This window comes from Streptomyces sp. 3-6, from assembly GCF_056323165.1.
The window spans coordinates 54,838-70,987 of sequence record NZ_JBWHZP010000002.1 but is presented as its reverse complement, the minus strand read 5'-3'; the positions used below and the strand labels follow the sequence as shown (position 1 = coordinate 70,987).

Here is a 16,150-nt window from a genome sequence, read left to right as displayed (position 1 = left end):
GTGCTCCCGATCGACGCGGCGGCGCACAGCAGTCACTGGCGCCGCCGCCACCCCCTGGACAAAGCGGTACTGGGCCTCGGACTCACCGTGCTCGCGATCTCGCTGCCGCCCTGGCCGGGCGCGGCCCTGGTGCTGGTGACCGCCGTCGCCCTGCTGCTGGGCCCGGCCCGCGTGCCCGGCCGCCGGCTGTGGCGCGCCTACCGGGTGCCGCTGGCGTTCTGCGTCACCGGGGCGCTCCCGCTGCTGGTGCAGGTGGGCGGCTCCGCAGGGTTCCTCTCGCCCGCGGCCCACGGTCCGCAGCGGGCCGCGGAGGTGCTGCTGCGGACCTCGGCCGCCTCCCTCGGCGTGCTGCTGTTCGCCTTCACCACCCCGATGTCCGACCTGCTGCCCCGCCTGGTCCGGGCCGGGGTGCCGGCGCCGCTCGTCGACGTGGCGCTGGTGACGTACCGCATGAGCTTCCTGCTGCTCGACGCCGTCCGCCGGGTCCGTGAGGCGCAGGCCGCCCGGCTCGGGCACACCACCCGGGCCGCGACCTGGCGCTCGCTGGGCGGGCTCGGCGCCACCGCCTTCGTGCGTTCCTTCGACCGGGCGGCGCGGCTCCAGGCCGGGCTGGCCGGGCGCGGCTACGACGGCACCCTGCGCGTGCTGGTGCCCGAGGTGCGCGTCTCGGTGCCCTTCACGGCCGCTAGCCTGGCCCTGCTGGGGGCCCTCGCGGTCCTGGCCCTCGTCCTGGAAGGACCGCTGTCGTGAGCGCGCGCGAACTGGTGGCCCTGCGGGGCGCGTCCTTCGCCTACGAGGACGGTCCGGCCGTGCTCAGCGGCCTGGACTTCGCCGTCCGCGCGGGGCGTGCGCTGGCCCTGCTGGGACGCAACGGCAGCGGCAAGACCACCCTGATGCGCCTGCTCAGCGGCGGACTGCGCCCGCACACCGGGGAGTTGACGGTCCAGGGCCGGCCGGTGCGGTACGACCGGCCCGGGCTGACGCGGCTGCGGACGGCGGTGCAGCTGGTGGTGCAGGACCCGGACGACCAGCTGTTCGCCGCGTCCGTCGGGCAGGACGTGTCGTTCGGGCCGCTGAACCTCGGGCTGCCCGACGCGGAGGTGCGGCACCGGGTCGCCGAGGCGCTGGCCGCGCTGGACATCACCGCCCTGGCCGACCGGCCGACCCACCTGCTCTCCTACGGGCAGCGCAAACGGGCGGCGATCGCGGGGGCGGTGGCGATGCGGCCCCGGGTGCTGATCCTGGACGAGCCGACGGCCGGCCTGGACCCCGACGGGCAGGAACGCCTGCTCACCACGCTCGACGGGCTGCGCGCGGGCGGCACCACGGTGGTGATGGCCACCCACGACGTGGACCTGGCGCTGCGCTGGGCCGACGACGCGGCCCTGCTCACCCCCTCCGGCGTGCGCACCGGCCCGGTCGCCCGCCTGCTGGCCCGCACGGACCTCCTCGCCGCGGCCGGTCTGCGGCTGCCCTGGGGCGTGGCGGCCGGCCACGTCCTGCGGTCGCACGGCCTGTCGGCCGACGCCTCCGCGGGCCCGCGGACCCCGGAGGAACTGCTCGCCCTCGCCGCCGACGGGGGCGTGGCGGCCGAGGAGGCGATCCGTGGGGTGCGCGGGGCGCCGGACGCACCGGACGCGGCCGGAGCGGACGGGCCCGGGGACGGTACGCCGACGGCCTGTTCCCCGGAGGCGGAAGCTCCGGGGAACAGGCCGTCAGAAGGCCGGGGGCCGGCCGAACGGGCCGCGGACGACGGGGCGTCGGGCGAGCGCGACGCGGGCGGCGCGGGGCCCGGAGGCACCGGCCCGGGGTCTAGAGCGCCGAGCGGAAGGCGGGCAGGTAGCCGCTGGACTGGCCGACGGCCTTGGGGTGGTAGGAGTTGGTGACCGGCAGGGTCACGCTGTGCAACCAGGCGTCGCCGGAGCAGAGTTCGTGGCCGGTGAACTCGTCGACCACGCTGGAGTAGGAGAACCCGGCGTTGGCGGCCCGCTTGGCGATGACGCCGTTCAGGACGTCGGCCGCGTTGTTGATGGCGCCGCGCTCGGTCTCGGTGAGGCCGGCGATGCAGTTGCCGGACAGCTTGTAGAAGCGGGGGTAGCCGAGGACCACGACGTGCGCCTGCGGGGAGCGGGCGCGGATGCCGTTGTAGAGCGAGTCCAGCTTGCCGGGCAGGGAGCTCTGCATCTGGCCGACGGCGGTGTTGACGCGGCTGACGCAGGTGGCCTCGCTCTGCAGCACGCATGCCTGCATGACGTCCGCGAAGCCGATGTCGTTGCCGCCCGCCGAGACGCTGACGAGCGTGGTGGAGGAGGTCAGCGCACCCAGCTGGCCGCTGGAGACGGTGGAGGTCGTCGCGCCCGAACAGGCGACGAAGCGGAAGGAGGCCGGGGAGTTGGCGTTGGCCCACAGCTGCGGGTAGGCCTTGGTGCTCCGCTTGCAGTCACCGCTTTCGGAGGTGTAGCTGCCGGCGCCGACGCCGGAGGAGTAGGAGTCGCCGAGGGCGACGTAGTGCTGTCCGGCGGCCGCGGCGGGTTGCGCCAGGCCGAGAACGGTGGCGGCACCCAGCAGGAGGGTCGCCAGGGAAGCCGCGAGGGAACGCACTGACACGTGTATCCGCCCTTCACGCGCGTTGCTTGCACCGGTAGTTGAGGGAGCAAGCACGGTTGTAGCAGGCCGGGATACCGCGCGGTAACCGTCGCGCTGGAAGTCATCCGGAATGCCCCGAATACTGAGGTGCTCACATCAACTACGCGCGTGGATAAACCTCTGACGTGGGGTCTTGTCGTGGAGATCTGGGAGGACTTGAGGGTGTCCGCCGCGAGGCGTGGTCACCGGGCCCGGCCCCCGGGCGGCGCGCCCCGCCCGGCCCTGCCCCCGGGCGACCTGCCCCGGCGAACGCGCCACCCGGCCCCCGACCCCCGGGTGGCGCCCCGTCGCCCCGCTCAGCCCACCTCCGCCCGTCCCGCCCCGTTGGGGGGCGCGGTCAACGGGGGTGCCGGGGACGCGGGGTGCGTCGGCGGGCCGGCGAGGAGGCGGCGGGGGTCGGCCGCGCGGGTGATGGCGGTCTCGACGGCGGCGATCCGCTCCCCCAGCACCGCCAGGGCGGCGATGGCGCGGGTCAGCGCGTCGTCGTCCGGGCCGCCCAGGGTGCTGGTGCGGACGTGGGCGGCCTTCACCTCGGCCCAGCGGTCGGCCTGCGCCGGGGTGAGCGTGCCGCGCAGTTCGGCCAGCTTGAGCAGGTTCGCCTCGGCGCCGGTGGTGAGGGTCTGCGCCTCGGCCGTGTAGTGGTCGTGGACGACTGCGGCGAGTTCGGCCTCGTTCATGACCGGCTGGATCCGCTGGGCGATCTTGTTCATGTTGCGGTAGGAGCCCTGGAGCCGGAACGGCGGTTCCGTGCGGGCGTCGTCGGACTGCGCGGCGGAGGCGATGTAGGCCGCGTTGACGGCGAGGACGGTGCGGCGCGCGGCGAGCAGGTGGCGCAGCACGGCCAGGACGCGGTCGAGTTCGGTGGGCGCGTACGGGTGGGCGAGGCGGTCGGGGCGGGCCGTGGGGTCGTCCGCCGCCAGCCGGAGCAGCAGGGCGAGGTCGGCGCGGTCGCGGGCGGCGAGCGGGGCGAGGACCGGGTTGGCGGTGAGCGCGTTCTCCACGAAGCTCAGCGCGAACACCTCCTCCTTGCCGGTGAGGACGTCGCCCAGGTTCCACACGTCGGCGCGGTTGGCGAGCATGTCGGGCACCCGGAAGACCTCACCGGACTCGGTGTAGGGGTTGCCGGCCATGCACACCGCGAACCGCTTGCCGCGCAGGTCGTAGGTGCGCGGCTCGCCCTGCCAGACGCCCTCCACGCGGCGGGTGGAGTCGCACAACGGGATGAACTTCTGCAGCAGTTCGGGCGAGCAGTGCTGGATGTCGTCGAGGTGCAGGAGCGTGTTGCTTCCGGCGGCCAGCGCGAAGTTGATCTTCTCGATCTCCTGGCGGGCGGTCGCGTTGGGCGCCTCGGCCGGGTCGAGGGAGGTGACGGCGTGGCCGAGGGCGGGGCCGCTCACCTTGACCAGCAGCAGGCCGAGCCGGTGGGCCACGTACTCCATGAGCGTGGTCTTGCCGTAGCCGGGCGGGGACAGGAGCAGCAGCAGGCCGCCGGTGCCGGTGCGGGCGTCATCGCCGGTGGTGCCGAGCTGTTTGGCGAGGCTGTCGCCGACGAGCGGCAGGTACACCTCGTCGACCAGGCGGTTGCGGACGAACGAGGACATCACGCGCGGGCGGTGGTCGTCCAGCCGCAGCCGGGCCCGCTCGGCGGTCACCCGCTCGGTGCGGTGGCGCTGGAAGGCGCGGAACGCGGGCACGTCGTGCTCCCGGAACCGCCGGGTGCGGGCGAGGAACTCGTCGATGCGCAGGCCGAGCCGGCGGTCGGTGATGCGGGGATGGGTGCCGAGCAGCCCGTCCACCGTGGTGGTCAGGGGCGCGTCGGAGACGTGGCGCGGCAGGTCCGGGCACAGCTCGGCGGCCACCGCCTCCGCGAGGTCGCCGGGGGTCACGTCGGCGTCGGCGGCCGTGGCGTACGCGGACAGCCACGCCTCGACCAGGCGGCGGCGCGCGGTCAGGTCGTCCAGGGCGGGCAGGTCGTCCTGGTAGGCGGCGGGGGCCGCGTCGCGGAAGCGGTCGAGCAGGGTGTGCACCCTGGCGGCGAGGACGAACCCCTCGGGGCCGGTGGTGAGTTCCTCCAGGAGGTAGGCGGCCGACGCGCCGGCGGGGACGGTCGCGTCGCCGTGCCAGTCGGCGAGGGCCCGCTCGGTCTCCGCCCGCAGGTCGTCGAGGGCGGAGGTGGGGCCGAAGGCCTCGGCCACGCGGGCCAGGGAGCGGGCCCGGCGGGTGAGGGCGGACCGCTGCTCCGGTGTGGTGCCGTGGGCCCAGTACAGCAGGGCGGCGGCGCGGGCGGCGGGCTCGTGGCGCAGGGTGCCGGCGGTGCCGTGCAGGCGCAGGGCGGCGGTGAGGATCGCGGTGGCGTCCTGGTCGTGGACCCCGCGTTCGTACCCTTCGTCGTACGCCTCCTCGGCGGCCCGGCGGACCAGGGCGCCGAGGTCACCGGCGGCGTTCAGCGCCTCGGGGCCGTGGTCGTGGAGCAGGCGGGCGGCGAGGTGTTCGGCGCGGTAGACCTCGGGCGACTCGGACGGCAGGTGCCGGTTCCAGTAGGGGCGGGCCGCGAGGAGCGCGGGGTCGTCGACGGGGGCCCGGTAGTCGGTGCCGGTGAGGGCGAAGGCGAGGCCGTCGCCCTGCGGGACGAGGGTGAGTTCGGGGCTGCGGCCGGTGACGGCGAAGCGGTGTCCACCCAGGCGGACGGCCCGGCCGCCGTCCGCGTAGAGGTCGGTGCGGTCGCGCAGGGCCCGGTCCGCCTCCTGGCGGGCGGTGCGGATGCGGCCGTCGAGTTCCTCCGCGCGGACGCGGTCGCCGAGGGCGCGCAGTTCGTCGGCGGTGCGGCGGACCTTGACGATCAGCGGGTCGGAGGCGAAGTAGGTGCTGACGGCGTCGGCGTCGGCGAGGGCCGCGGAGCGGCGGGCGACGGCCTCCAGGGCGCGGTCGGCGGCGGTGGCGAGCTGTTCGGCGCGGTGGGCGCGGGCGTCGGTGAGGCTCTGCCGGCGGGCGGTGAACGCCTCGTGGATCGCGGTGCGCTGGTCCATCAGCTCGCCGAGGACGTCGTCGGACTCCGCGAAACGGGACTCCAGCACCTCCAGTTGGGCGAGGGCGCGGGCCAGTTGGTCGTCGCACGCCTCGGGGGTGTCGGCCGCGGCCAGCGCGCCGGTGACGGTGCGGCCGAGCAGGGCGAGTTCGGCGGCGAACCCGGCGCGGGTCTCCCGGTCGAGGAGGGCGCGGCGGCGGGTGTCGAGGGTGGCGCGGGCGCGGTTGACGCCGCCGAGGGCCTCGGCGACGCGTTCCAGGACGGCGGTGCGGACGGTGGTGTCGGCGATGTCGAGGGAACCGACCACCTCGGTGACGGTGCGCAGTCCGTCGGCGAGTTCCTCCAGGCGGGCGGCGACCGGAGCGGCCCCGGCGGCGGTGGTGATCGCGTCCGCGTCGGCGACGAGGCGTTCGACGTCGGCGTGGTGGGCGGCGAAGGCGTCCTCGCGGGCGAGGAAGTCGACGGCGCGCCGCCCGAACGAGGCGAGGTCGGCCTCGGCCGCGGCGGCCAGCTCGTCGATGCGGGCGCGGTCCGCGTACCGCAGGTCCCTCAGGGTGAGCAGGTGGCCCTGGGCGTGCCGGAGTTCGGTGAGTCCGGTGACCCAGGCGGCCGCCTCGCGGGGCTGTTCGCCGCGCAGTCGGCGCACCACGGCGGCGACCCGCGCGGCGGCCTCGTCGAGGGCGTCGGCGGCGTGGCGGGTGAGGGAGCGGACGGTCTCGAACTCGGCGAGGACCTGTCCGGCGGTGCCGCGCATCCGCTCCAGCGGGGAGCGCATGTCGCCCAGGTCGGCGTCGCCGAGCCAGTGGTGGGCGTCGAGGGTGCGCACACAGGCGGTGACCAGGGCCTGGTGGGCCTCCGTCGTCGGGGTGGTCTCGGCGGCGGAGCGGGCCAGGGACAGGCAGTCGGAGATGCCGCGCACCAGGTCGGCGTTGCCGAGCCGGGCGAGCGGGCCGTCGCCCGGCGGCCGGGCGGCGGCGTGGGTGTCGGAGACGTAGGGGGTGCGCCAGACCTGGACGGGGTGGACGCGGGCGGGGTCGTCGCCGTCGGGCCGCAGCAGGGTGAGGGTGCCGTCGTCGGTGAGCGCCCAGCCGTGGCCGGTGAGGGGGGTGGCGACCTCCTCCCGGATGACGTTGTAGGACAGCAGCAGGGCGCGGCCCCGGGCGGGGGCGTGGAAGGCGTACAGCACGTCCTCGCCGTTGGGCGAGCGCACCTCGCGTTCGAAGTCCGTGCCGGTGGTGTCGAGGTCGTACGTCTTGTGCGGCCCGGCGGCCAGGCAGTAGCCGCCGGGGAAGACGATGCCCCGGTCGCCGGGGAGGCGGCGGCAGCCCCGGCCGATGCCGTCGAGGCGGACGACGGTCCTGGTGAGGGTGTTGAAGACCAGGTGGCGGTACGCGGTCTCCTTGTAGGGCAGGACCCGCAGCAGGACGAGGGCGCCGACGCGGGCGTGGGCGATCTCGGCGTCGGCGAGGGACTGCAGGGGTTCGTCGACTGGTTCGGAGTGGATGCCGTCGGGGCTGTCCGTGTCGTCGGCGGCCCTGACGGTGAGGGTGCCGCCGAGCGTGTCGACGAGGACCGCGCCGAGCACGGAGACGTGCGGGTGGCGGCCGAGGACGTGGTCCTCGCGGGTTGTGCGGGTCCACTCGATGTCGGGGGCCGGGGTGCGGGCGTGGTCGCGGTCGCCGCGCGCGTCGAGGAAGGCGGTCCGGCCGTCCTCGGTGACCGACCAGCGCAGGACGCGGATGTCGTCGGCCTTCTCGCCGGTCTGGAAGACGGCGAGCAGGGTGCCGTCGACGCGGCGCAGCCGCAGCAGGCGCGCCTGGCGGTAGTAGCGGTGCAGGGCGGCGAACTCGCGGACGAACGCGGGGTCGTCGAGGAGTCCGGGCACGGCGTCGTCGGGCAGCCGGTTCAGGTCGCGGTCGTGCAGGGCGAGGACGTCGCCGACGGCGGTGTCCGCCTCGGGGCGGGGCCGGGCCTCGTAGCCGAAGAGGAGCGCGTCGCCCACGGCGACGAGGTCGCGGGGCACGCTGGTGCGCTCGGTGCGCAGCCGCTCGGTGCCGGCCAGGCTCAGTCCCGCGGAGCCGAACTCCTCGATCCGGCGCCGGTTCAGTTCCTCGGCGCGGCGGGCGAGGTCGGCGGCCTCGGCGCCGAGGCGGTCGCGCAGCACCTGGTAGGCGCCGCCGTCGGCGGCCTCCGCGCCGGGCGTGCGGTCGGCGGCCCCGCCGGCCGGGGTGCCCGTGCCGGGGGCCGGGGCGCCCGGGGTGCCGGGGCTGCCGTCGCCGCCGGGGGTCGCGGCGGGGGCCGTGGAGTCGTGGGTGGACGGGTCCGCCGTGCCGGGGGCGTGCGGGGTGGCCGTGTCGTGGGTGCCGGTGGTCATGGCTGCCTCTCGGGTGGGACGACCGGGAGCCGCCGTCCCCTGTGCGGCGGCTCCCGGTCCGTGGTGGGTCAGGCCCGGGCGTGGCCGTTCAACGCGGCCAGCGGAGTGTCCGCGAGTCCCAACTCACCAGCCTTGGCGATCAGTTCCTCGAACCGACCGGTGTTCTCGCCGCCGGCCCGCATCAGCCGCATCAGCAGGGCGGAGACGGTGAGGTTCTGCACGTCGGCCGTCGACACGGAGCCGAGGACGCGGCTCAGGTCGTCGGTGAAGCTGGCGGTGCCGTCCAGCCAGGGCCCGGCGAGGGCCTGGGCGGTCTCGGAGTTCCGCACGAAGCCGTCGACGCTCTTGCCGAGCGAGACCGAGGAGACCAGGCGGTCGAGGAAGACGGACTCCCCGCCGACGATGTTGATGTCGGCGTTCTCCAGGCCGGTGGCGAGCACCGTGGCCTGCGCCTCGGCGACCTGCCGCTGCACCTCCAGGCCGGCCAGCCGGACGTCCTTCTCCGCCTCCAGGCGCAGCCGGTACTCCTCGTGCCCGCGGGACGCCTCGTCCAGGGCGGCCATCGCCGCCGCCTTCTCGGTGAGGCCGGCGGCCTCCGCGCGGAGCTTCTCGCCGATGGCCTCCGCCTCGGCGAGGGCGCGGGCCCGGGCGCCCTCGGCCTCGGCGCGCATCCGGGCCTGGGTGGCCTCGGCCTCGGCACGGCCCGCCTTCTCGATGACGTCGGCCTCCTTGTCGCGGACCTGGACGGCCGCCAGTCCCTCGGCCGCGGCCTCCGCCTGGATGCCCTCGGCCGTCCGCAGCTTGGCCCGCGCGTCCAGGTCGGCGGTCTTCAACCGGGCCTCGGCGAGGGTGAGTTCCTCGGCGGCACGGTGGGTGGCGGACTGCTCGGCGGCTTCGGCTGCCTTGATGTCCTTGACCAGCTTCTCCTGCGCCTCGGCCTCGGCGGCGATGATGACGGCCTGCCGCTCGCGCTCCGCCTCCTCGACGGCGCGCAGCCGCTTGATGGACTCCTCCTGCTCGGCGACCGTGCGGTCCACCGCGACCCGCTCCCGGATCACCTCGGCGATCTCCCGCTTCTCCGCCTCGACCTCCTTCTCGGCGGCGATGCGGGTCAGTTCGGTCTCCCGCTCGCGGGCGATGACCTCCAGCTGGCGGTCCTTCTCGATGCGCTCGCTCTCCACGGCGATGACCCGCTCACGGTTCTTGGCGGCCACGGCGACCTCGCGGGCCTGGTTCTCGCGCTGCACCCCGAGCTGTTCCTCGGTCTGCAGGAAGGCGCTCTGGGCGCGCAGCCGCTCCTCCTCCACCACCCGGGCCGTCTCCGCCTCCTCACGGGCCCGCACGGTCTCGATCTCCCGGCGCTGCTTGATCTCGGCGTCGGTCTGCCGCCGCTCCAGCTCCAGGATCGCCTCACGGGCGTCGACGTTCTGCCGGGTGATCTCCTTCTCCTCGCCGCGCTGGGCCTCGTTGGTGCGGATGTGCTCCACGGCGGTCAGCTCGGTGATCTTGCGGATGCCCTGCGCGTCGAGCACGTTTCCCGGGTCCAGCTGCGTCAGCGGCGTCTGCTCCAGGTAGTCGATCGCCGCGTCCTCGAGGTGGTAGCCGTTCAGGTCGACCCCGATGACCTCGATGATCCGGTACCGCAGTTCCTCACGCTTGGTGTAGAGGTCGGTGAAGTCCATCTGCTTGCCGACGGTCTTCAGCGCCTCGGAGAACTTCGCGTGGAACAGCTCCTGCAGCGTGTCGCGGTCGCTGGCCCGGGCGGTGCCCACGGACTGGGCGACCCGGATGACGTCCTCCACGGTCTTGTTGACCTTCACGAAGAACGTGATGCGGATGTCCGCGCGGATGTTGTCCCGGCAGATCAGCCCTTCCTTGCCGGCCCGGGTGATGTCGATGGTCTTCACCGAGATGTCCATGACCTCGGCCTTGTGCAGCACCGGCAGCACGACCTGTCCGGTGAAGGTGACGTCGACCTTGCGGATCTTGGAGACGATGAGCGCCTTGCCCTGTTCCACCTTGCGGAACAGCTTCGAGACGACGAGCAGGGCGACGAGTACGAACAACAGGCAGACGCCGGCGACTACGGCGACGCCCACGGTGGCGGCATCCATGGGACACGTCCTTCTGGGGCTTGGTTCGAGAGCTGGGGAGGTGAGCGAATGCGGTGACGAGAGCTGACGGAGCGGTGACGGAGCGGTGTGGGGCCCGACGGGGTGTGACGGGCCGCGGGCAGGGCGCGGGGCCCGGCCCGTCGGGCAGGAGACGGGTGCGGTCGGGTGCGGTGGTGATGTGCCAGGGGGCGGTCGCGCCGGGGCGCGGGGTGCCGCGGGTTCAGGCCGCGCGGTCGTGCGGCCCGTGCGGGACGGGCGCGTCGGCCCCGTGGTGCGGCGCGTGCGGCAGGCCGCCCCGGTCCCCGTCGAGCGCGCGGACCGACCGGGACGGCGCGGGTTCGTCGGGGCAGGGCCGGTGCAGCGGCCGGACGAAGAAGCGGGTGAGCCGCCACGCGGCGAACAGCGCGCCGGCCGCGACCGGCAGGCGCAGCAGTCCGCTTCCGGCAACCGTCGGCCCGAACGCGGCCAGCAGGACGGCGGCGCCCAGGGCGAGCAGCCACGCCGTCAGCGTCAGCAGGGACAGCGCGACCGCGACCGGCGCGCCGCCCAGACCCCAGGCTCTGAGGTCCGCGTCCCCGTCGAAGGCGTCGGCGGTGGTGACACCGAGGGCGACCAGCAGCCAGAAGCCCGCGGCCACGACCAGGCCGGCGGTGAACAGCAGGACGGGCAGGCCGGTAGCGGTCTCGATCAGTACGCGCATCCCCGGCCCCCTTCCGTTCGTCGTCCCGCTGCGTCCTCGCGCTCGCCGCGCACGTCCGCGGTGCCCTGTACGGTCGGCACCGCCGGGTGGCACCGCACGGTTCCGGTTCCGGCACCCGCGCCTGCCGGTGCTCGGCACCGGAACCTTCCGTGGTGCTCCCCGCGGTCCATGATGCCGGACGCTGATCCACTCGCGCATTGCCGGATTCCGGCAATATTCATTAGGGTCTGCATGCCGGGGGCGGGCCAACTCCGCGTCAGGACAGCGTCAGAGGCGCGTCAGGAGCGCGTCAATATTGAGGGGGAACAGTGGCGGATCGCGCGATCCCGGAGGAGTATCTTGAAGGTTATGCCCGGATCCTGGCGGAGGTCGCCGCCACCGGCAGACGCCTCACCCGGGACGAGATCGCGTCCCGCCGGACCTTGGGCGAGCGGGCCGCCGAGGACGGTTTCGGACTGCGCCGCCTGGTCAGCGCCCATCTGTCGGCAGCCCGGGACGCCTGGCCGCGCACCGACGCATCGGCCGCCGACGCCCTGGCCGCCGTCCAGCAGGTGGTGGACGCCTTCGCCGAGGGGTACGAGCGGGCCCAGCGCATGGCGGTCCGTCAGGAGGAGGCGGCACGCCGGGAGTTCATCGACGACCTGCTGCACGGACGCAGCGACCTGGGCCGGCTCGCCGAACGCGCGGAACGCTTCGGTCTGCGGCTGTCCCACGCCCACGCGGTGGCCGTCGCCCGGGGCCCGGTCGCCTACGACGAGGGCGACCCGGTGGCCCGCCGGGTGGAACTCGCCCTGATCTCCCGGTTCGACGACCGCAACGTGCTGCTCACCACCAAGGACGGGCGGCTGTTGTGCATCGCGCCGGGACACCAGGAGGAGGTCCTCTCCTACTTCGCCAAGCAGGCGCACGCCGCCACCGACGGCGGTCAGGTCGCCGTCGGACGCGCGCGGTCGGGGCCCGGCGGGGTCGTCCAGTCGTACGAGGAGGCGCTGAGCACGCTGGAGATCGCCGAGCGGCTGGGGATGGACGAACCGGTGCTGCGGGCCGGGGACCTGCTCGTCTATCCGGTGCTGTCCCGCGACCGGCAGGCGATGGCCGACCTGGTGCAGAACACCCTGGGCCCGCTCACCACGGCGCGCGGCGGCCCGATGCCACTGCTGGACACCCTCGCCGCGTACTTCGACGCCGGGTGCGTGGCCGCGGAGGCGGCCCGCCGGCTCTCCCTGAGCGTGCGCGCGCTGACCTACCGACTGGAGCGCATCCGCAGCCTCACCGGCGCCAACCCGGCGGACCCCGCGCACCGTTACATGCTGCAGACGGCGGTCATCGGCGCCCGGCTGCTGGACTGGCCGACGACGGAGCTGTGACGCGAGGGCGGGCGGTGACCGCCCGGCGCCGGGCGGGGCGGCTCGCGGGCCGGTCCGGCGGCTCGCGGGCCGGCACGGCTCGCGCGGGCCCGGCCCGGCTCGCCTTGGCCGTCGTCAGACGTCCTTCAGCATCTCGCGGCGCAGTGCGTCGGCCGTCATCGCCGTGAGGCGGGGCACCTCCCTGTTCCAGTCGCGGGCCATGCTCTCCAGGCCGTCGGTGAAGGCCCGTCGCAGGTGCGTGTGGACGAACGCGAGGACGAGGGCCGCCACCGGGCGGAACAGGTACCGGCCCCGGATCCGCGCGGTGACGGTCACCTGCCAGGTGCCGCCGGGTCCGGGCCGCGCGGTCGCCCGCAGGTCGGCGCGGGCGGCGCCGCAGCGCAGCCGGGCGCGCAGGGGCGCGGTGCGGGGCGCCCGGCCGGTGTCCGCCGCCTCCCACCAGTCGTCGAACCGCAGCAGCGCCCGGCCCTCGAACCGGGAGAGCAACGGCATGACGCCGAGGAGGTGCGCCCGCCCGGTGACCTCGGCGACGCGCGGGCGGTCCGGGGCGCGCAGGGCGCAGTCCGCCGTGATCTCCCCCTCCGGGCCCGTCGTCGTGATCCCCAGCCGCAGGGCCCGGCGCCGGTTCCACTCCTCGACCGCGACCCGGACCCGTTCGGGGTGCCCGGGCTGCTCGGGGTGCCCGGGTGCCGGTCCTGCGGCGGTGCGGCCGGCCGCCGGTCCCTGAGGCGTGCGAGCGGTGCGGCCGGCGTCCTCGGGGCGGGCCTCCCGTCCGGTGTCGGGGGCCGCTGCCGCGGGGCGGGCCTCGATCGCGGGCGCCCCGGTGTCACCGGGTGCCGGGGCCGCCGCGCCGTGTGGCCCGGGACCGGGGCCCGGCACCGCCTCCGGGCCGCCGTCAACGGCCGTCCCTTCCCCGGCCGTCCCGGCGCCGGGCTCGGCCTCGTAGACCGCGCCGCGCTCCAGGTGGCGGCCGGCGGTCAGCCGTACGTCCGGCACCGGCCGGCCGTCGGGGAGGACGAGCCGGCCGTCCGCTTCCGGGCGGGTGCTGTCCATCACGTCGAGGGCCACGGCGAGGGCGTCGGCGGGCCAGGCGCGCGGGACCGGGGTGAGCAGCACCGTGTGGCGGAGGGAGACCATGGCACCAGAGTGACGGCCGGGGCCCGGCGGTTCCAGGCCGGGGGTCGGCAGGGCCGGGCGCCGCAGCCTGCCCGCATCCGGCAGGGCGGGGTCCTCAGTCCTCGACGAGCGTGATGTCGTTCCTGCTGACGGCGTGGAAGGCGGGCAGCGGCAGGCCGCCCGCGGGCCGCAGTTCCAGCAGCGTGGCCTCGACGTCGGCCGCGCCGGGTGTGAACGTCCCCTCGGGCACGGTGCCGGTGTTCTCCCAGCGGTGCGCCAGGCCGTCGCAGACCGCGCGGGTGCCGCCGATGCCGTAGCGGACGGTGGACGGGACCTGGTGGAGCGAGGAGCTGACGAAGACCGGCCCGGCGGCGCCGAGGCAGCGGTAGGTGCCGCTGAGCGTGACGGTCCCGTCGGCGGCGACGCGGCCCACGGAGTCGACGGTGACCACTTCCTGGACGGCGGTGGACGCCGCCGCCGTGGGCGCCGCGGCGGCGGAGCCGAGGAGCAGCAGCGCGGTGCCGACGGCGGCACCGAGGGCGGAGCGCGGGGAGAGGGAGCGCGGAACCATGGGGGGAACCTCCCGTTATGAGGTGAATGGGGGGCTCCACCAGTACCGTCCGGGAGGGCCCGGGGCCGTGACCCTCACCCCTTCGGTGGCGAGTCCGCACCGGGCGTCGGGGAACCGTCATGGGAAGGTCCGGGAGCTGTCACGCTTGGCGCCCGCCCGTTCCCCGGCGGACCGGGCGGGCGCATCGTCGAGGGGTACGGCCCGTTCGGAACCGTCCCACCGATGTGGAGGTGCGCCATGTGTGCCCACCAGCCTTCCTGCGCCCGGACCGCAACCCCCGCCCCGCACGTGGTGGCCGCCCACCCGGAGCAGGGCTGGAGCCTGCTGTGCGACGGCTCGATCGTCTTCGACGACACCGGTGAACTGCTGCCCGACGGCCGGGTGGTCGCACCGCACCGGGCGCCCGCCGGCCCGCTCGTGGTCGCCGCCTGACCGGCACGGCACGGGGCTACGGGGCGCGGGCCCGCCCGGCGGACCGGCTGACGCGGGACCGTGCCGCAGGTCAGGGCAGGACCGCGAACCCGTCCAGTTCCACCAGCGCCCGCTCGTCCCAGAGGCGGACCACCTGCACCACCGCCATCGCCGGGTAGTCACGGCCCGCCGCCTCCCGCCAGATGCGGCCGATGTCCCGGGCGTGGACCCGGTAGTCGGCGATGTCGGTGGCGTAGACGGTCACGCGGGCCAGGTCGGCCGGGGTGCCGCCGGCCGCGCGCAGGGCCCCCAGCAGGTTGGCCAGGGCCCGGGTGAACTGGTCGGGCAGCGTGTCGCCGACGACCGTGCCGTCCCCGTCGAGCGCGGTCTGGCCGGCCAGGAACACCACCCGGGAGCCGGTGGCGACGACCGCGTGGGAGAAGCCGGCCGGCGGGGAGAGGTCGGGCGGGTTGATGCGCTCGGCGGTCAACGGTCTTTCGGACTGGGCTGGTTGATGCGCTCGACGGTCAACGACTCCACTTGACGCGGCGGGTTGATGCGCTCGGCGGTCAAGGGCACTCCACACCTGGCGGGTTGAAGCGCTCGGCGGTCGACGATCCTCCAGGATTTTGTACAACTCCTTGGCGATGATGCCGCGTTGCACCTCGCTGGCCCCCTCGTAGACGCGGGGGGCGCGCACCTCGCGGTAGAGGTGTTCGAGCAGGTGGCCGCGGCGCAGGGCCCGGGCGCCGTGCAGTTGCACCGAGCGGTCGACGACGTACTGCGCGGTCTCGGTGGCCAGCAGTTTCGCCATCGCCGCGCGCCGCGGGACGTCCGGTGCGCCCGCGTCGTGCGCGGCGGCCGCCGCGTACACCATCAGGCGGGCCGCCTCGGTGCGCACGGCCATCTCGGCGACCTGGTGCGAGACGGCCTGGAGGTCGGCGAGCCGGCCGCCGAAGGCCTCCCGGTCCGCGGTGTGTTCGAGGGCGGCGTCGAGCGCGGCCTGGGCCATGCCGACGGCGAAGGCGCCGACGCTGGGCCGGAACAGGTTGAGGGTGTCCATGGCGACCCGGAAGCCGCGCCCGGGCTCGCCGAGCAGGTCGTCGGCGGTGACCGGGACGGCGTCGAAGCGCAGGGCCCCGATGGGGTGCGGGGAGAGCATGTCGAGGGGGGTGCCGTCGAGTCCGGGGCGGTCGGCGGGGACCAGGAACGCGGTCACGCCGCGGGCGCCGGCGCCGGGGCCGGTGCGGGCGAAGACGGTGTAGAGGTCCGCCTCGGGCGCGTTGGAGATCCAGCACTTCTCGCCGGTCAGGCGCCAGCCGCCGGTGCCGTCCGGGTCGGCGGCCAGGGCGAGGGCGGCGGCGTCGGAGCCGGCGCCGGGCTCGCTGAGGGCGAAGGCGGCGACCGCGCTGCCGTCGCTCACCCGGGGGATCCAGCGGGCGCGTTGGGCCTCGGTGCCGTGCGCGTGCACGGGGTGGGCACCGAGCCCCTGGAGGGCGAGCGCGTTCTCGGCCTCGGTGCAGGCGCGGGCCAGGGACTCGCGCATCAGGCACAGGTCGAGGGCGCCGGAGGTGAACAGCCGCGACAGCAGTCCGAGCCGGCCGAGTTCGGCGAGCAGGGGACGGTTGACGCGGCCGGGTTCGCCCCGGTCGGCGAGCGGGCGCAGGCGTTCGGCGGCCAGGTGCCGCAGTTCGGCGCACCAGGCGGTCTGTGCCGGTTCGAGCGAGAATGCGGTCATCGCCGGTCCCTTCCCTCCCCGCCGGGCCGCCCCACGGGACGCCCCCGGACGGCGGGTCGGCCGCGTCGGCGGCCTCCCGGCCCGGGCG

The 16,150-nt window shown here is 75.4% G+C and carries 9 protein-coding genes and 3 pseudogenes; 4 read left to right on the top strand and 8 right to left on the bottom strand.

Annotated features, from left to right (window positions below):
- Positions 1-750, top strand: a complete 750-nt coding sequence (gene cbiQ, locus AC02VZ_RS04555; RefSeq protein WP_432056445.1) for a cobalt ECF transporter T component CbiQ — start codon at positions 1-3, stop codon at positions 748-750.
- Positions 747-1,571 (top strand): annotated as a pseudogene (locus AC02VZ_RS04550) (energy-coupling factor ABC transporter ATP-binding protein); the annotation flags it as partial. The gene cbiQ and the pseudogene AC02VZ_RS04550, both read left to right, overlap by 4 nt.
- A gap of 241 nt (positions 1,572-1,812) precedes the next feature.
- On the opposite strand, the gene AC02VZ_RS04545 reads toward AC02VZ_RS04550, so the two are convergent.
- The 4 genes from AC02VZ_RS04545 to AC02VZ_RS04530 all read right to left on the bottom strand — a co-directional run bounded on the left by AC02VZ_RS04545 (position 1,813) and on the right by AC02VZ_RS04530 (position 10,859).
- Complete coding sequence (locus AC02VZ_RS04545; RefSeq protein WP_432056446.1) at positions 1,813-2,607, bottom strand: SGNH/GDSL hydrolase family protein; 795 nt, start codon at positions 2,605-2,607, stop codon at positions 1,813-1,815.
- 335 nt (positions 2,608-2,942) lie between these two features.
- Positions 2,943-8,045: a DNA repair ATPase gene (locus tag AC02VZ_RS04540; RefSeq protein WP_476474576.1), complete on the bottom strand. Its 5,103-nt coding sequence runs from the start codon at positions 8,043-8,045 to the stop codon at positions 2,943-2,945.
- Between the two features lie 68 nt (positions 8,046-8,113).
- A complete protein-coding gene (locus tag AC02VZ_RS04535; RefSeq protein ID WP_476474575.1) occupies positions 8,114-10,159 on the bottom strand; it encodes an SPFH domain-containing protein in 2,046 nt (681 codons plus the stop codon).
- A 220-nt stretch (positions 10,160-10,379) separates the two neighbouring features.
- On the bottom strand, positions 10,380-10,859 hold the full coding sequence (locus tag AC02VZ_RS04530) for a hypothetical protein (RefSeq protein WP_476474574.1): 480 nt from the start codon (positions 10,857-10,859) through the stop codon (positions 10,380-10,382).
- 308 nt (positions 10,860-11,167) lie between these two features.
- Between AC02VZ_RS04530 and AC02VZ_RS04525 the strand changes: the two genes are divergently transcribed.
- Positions 11,168-12,226, top strand: a complete 1,059-nt coding sequence (locus AC02VZ_RS04525) for a PucR family transcriptional regulator (RefSeq protein ID WP_432056450.1) — start codon at positions 11,168-11,170, stop codon at positions 12,224-12,226.
- 114 nt (positions 12,227-12,340) lie between these two features.
- Here AC02VZ_RS04525 and AC02VZ_RS04520 read toward each other — a convergent pair whose 3' ends face one another.
- Positions 12,341-13,363 carry a hypothetical protein gene (locus AC02VZ_RS04520; protein WP_476474573.1) on the bottom strand — a complete coding sequence of 341 codons (1,023 nt, stop codon included), beginning with the start codon at positions 13,361-13,363 and terminating at the stop codon, positions 12,341-12,343.
- Positions 13,364-13,457: 94 nt separating this feature from the next.
- Positions 13,458-13,913, bottom strand: coding sequence for a DUF6299 family protein (locus AC02VZ_RS04515; RefSeq protein WP_476474572.1), 456 nt, complete (start codon positions 13,911-13,913; stop codon positions 13,458-13,460).
- A gap of 237 nt (positions 13,914-14,150) precedes the next feature.
- On the opposite strand from AC02VZ_RS04515, the gene AC02VZ_RS04510 reads away from it, so the two are divergent.
- Positions 14,151-14,345, top strand: coding sequence for a DUF5999 family protein (locus tag AC02VZ_RS04510; protein WP_432056453.1), 195 nt, complete (start codon positions 14,151-14,153; stop codon positions 14,343-14,345).
- A gap of 70 nt (positions 14,346-14,415) precedes the next feature.
- Here the strand turns inward: AC02VZ_RS04510 and AC02VZ_RS04505 are convergent.
- Together AC02VZ_RS04505 and AC02VZ_RS04500 are read right to left on the bottom strand one after the other, a co-directional pair.
- Positions 14,416-14,766: pseudogene (locus AC02VZ_RS04505) on the bottom strand (RidA family protein); the annotation flags it as partial.
- A gap of 174 nt (positions 14,767-14,940) precedes the next feature.
- Positions 14,941-16,062: pseudogene (locus tag AC02VZ_RS04500) on the bottom strand (acyl-CoA dehydrogenase family protein); the annotation flags it as partial.
- Between the last annotated feature and the right edge of the window lie 88 nt (positions 16,063-16,150).

What these genes read in the sequence shown, in the direction of transcription:
- AC02VZ_RS04540 (WP_476474576.1), bottom strand. Translation starts at nt 8,045, where the DNA reads ATGACCACCGGCACCCACGACACGGCCACCCCGCACGCCCCCGGCACG.
- AC02VZ_RS04535 (WP_476474575.1), bottom strand. Translation starts at nt 10,159, where the DNA reads ATGGATGCCGCCACCGTGGGCGTCGCCGTAGTCGCCGGCGTCTGCCTG.
- AC02VZ_RS04530 (WP_476474574.1), bottom strand. Translation starts at nt 10,859, where the DNA reads ATGCGCGTACTGATCGAGACCGCTACCGGCCTGCCCGTCCTGCTGTTC.
- AC02VZ_RS04520 (WP_476474573.1), bottom strand. Translation starts at nt 13,363, where the DNA reads ATGGTCTCCCTCCGCCACACGGTGCTGCTCACCCCGGTCCCGCGCGCC.
- AC02VZ_RS04515 (WP_476474572.1), bottom strand. Translation starts at nt 13,913, where the DNA reads ATGGTTCCGCGCTCCCTCTCCCCGCGCTCCGCCCTCGGTGCCGCCGTC.
- AC02VZ_RS04510 (WP_432056453.1), top strand. Translation starts at nt 14,151, where the DNA reads ATGTGTGCCCACCAGCCTTCCTGCGCCCGGACCGCAACCCCCGCCCCG.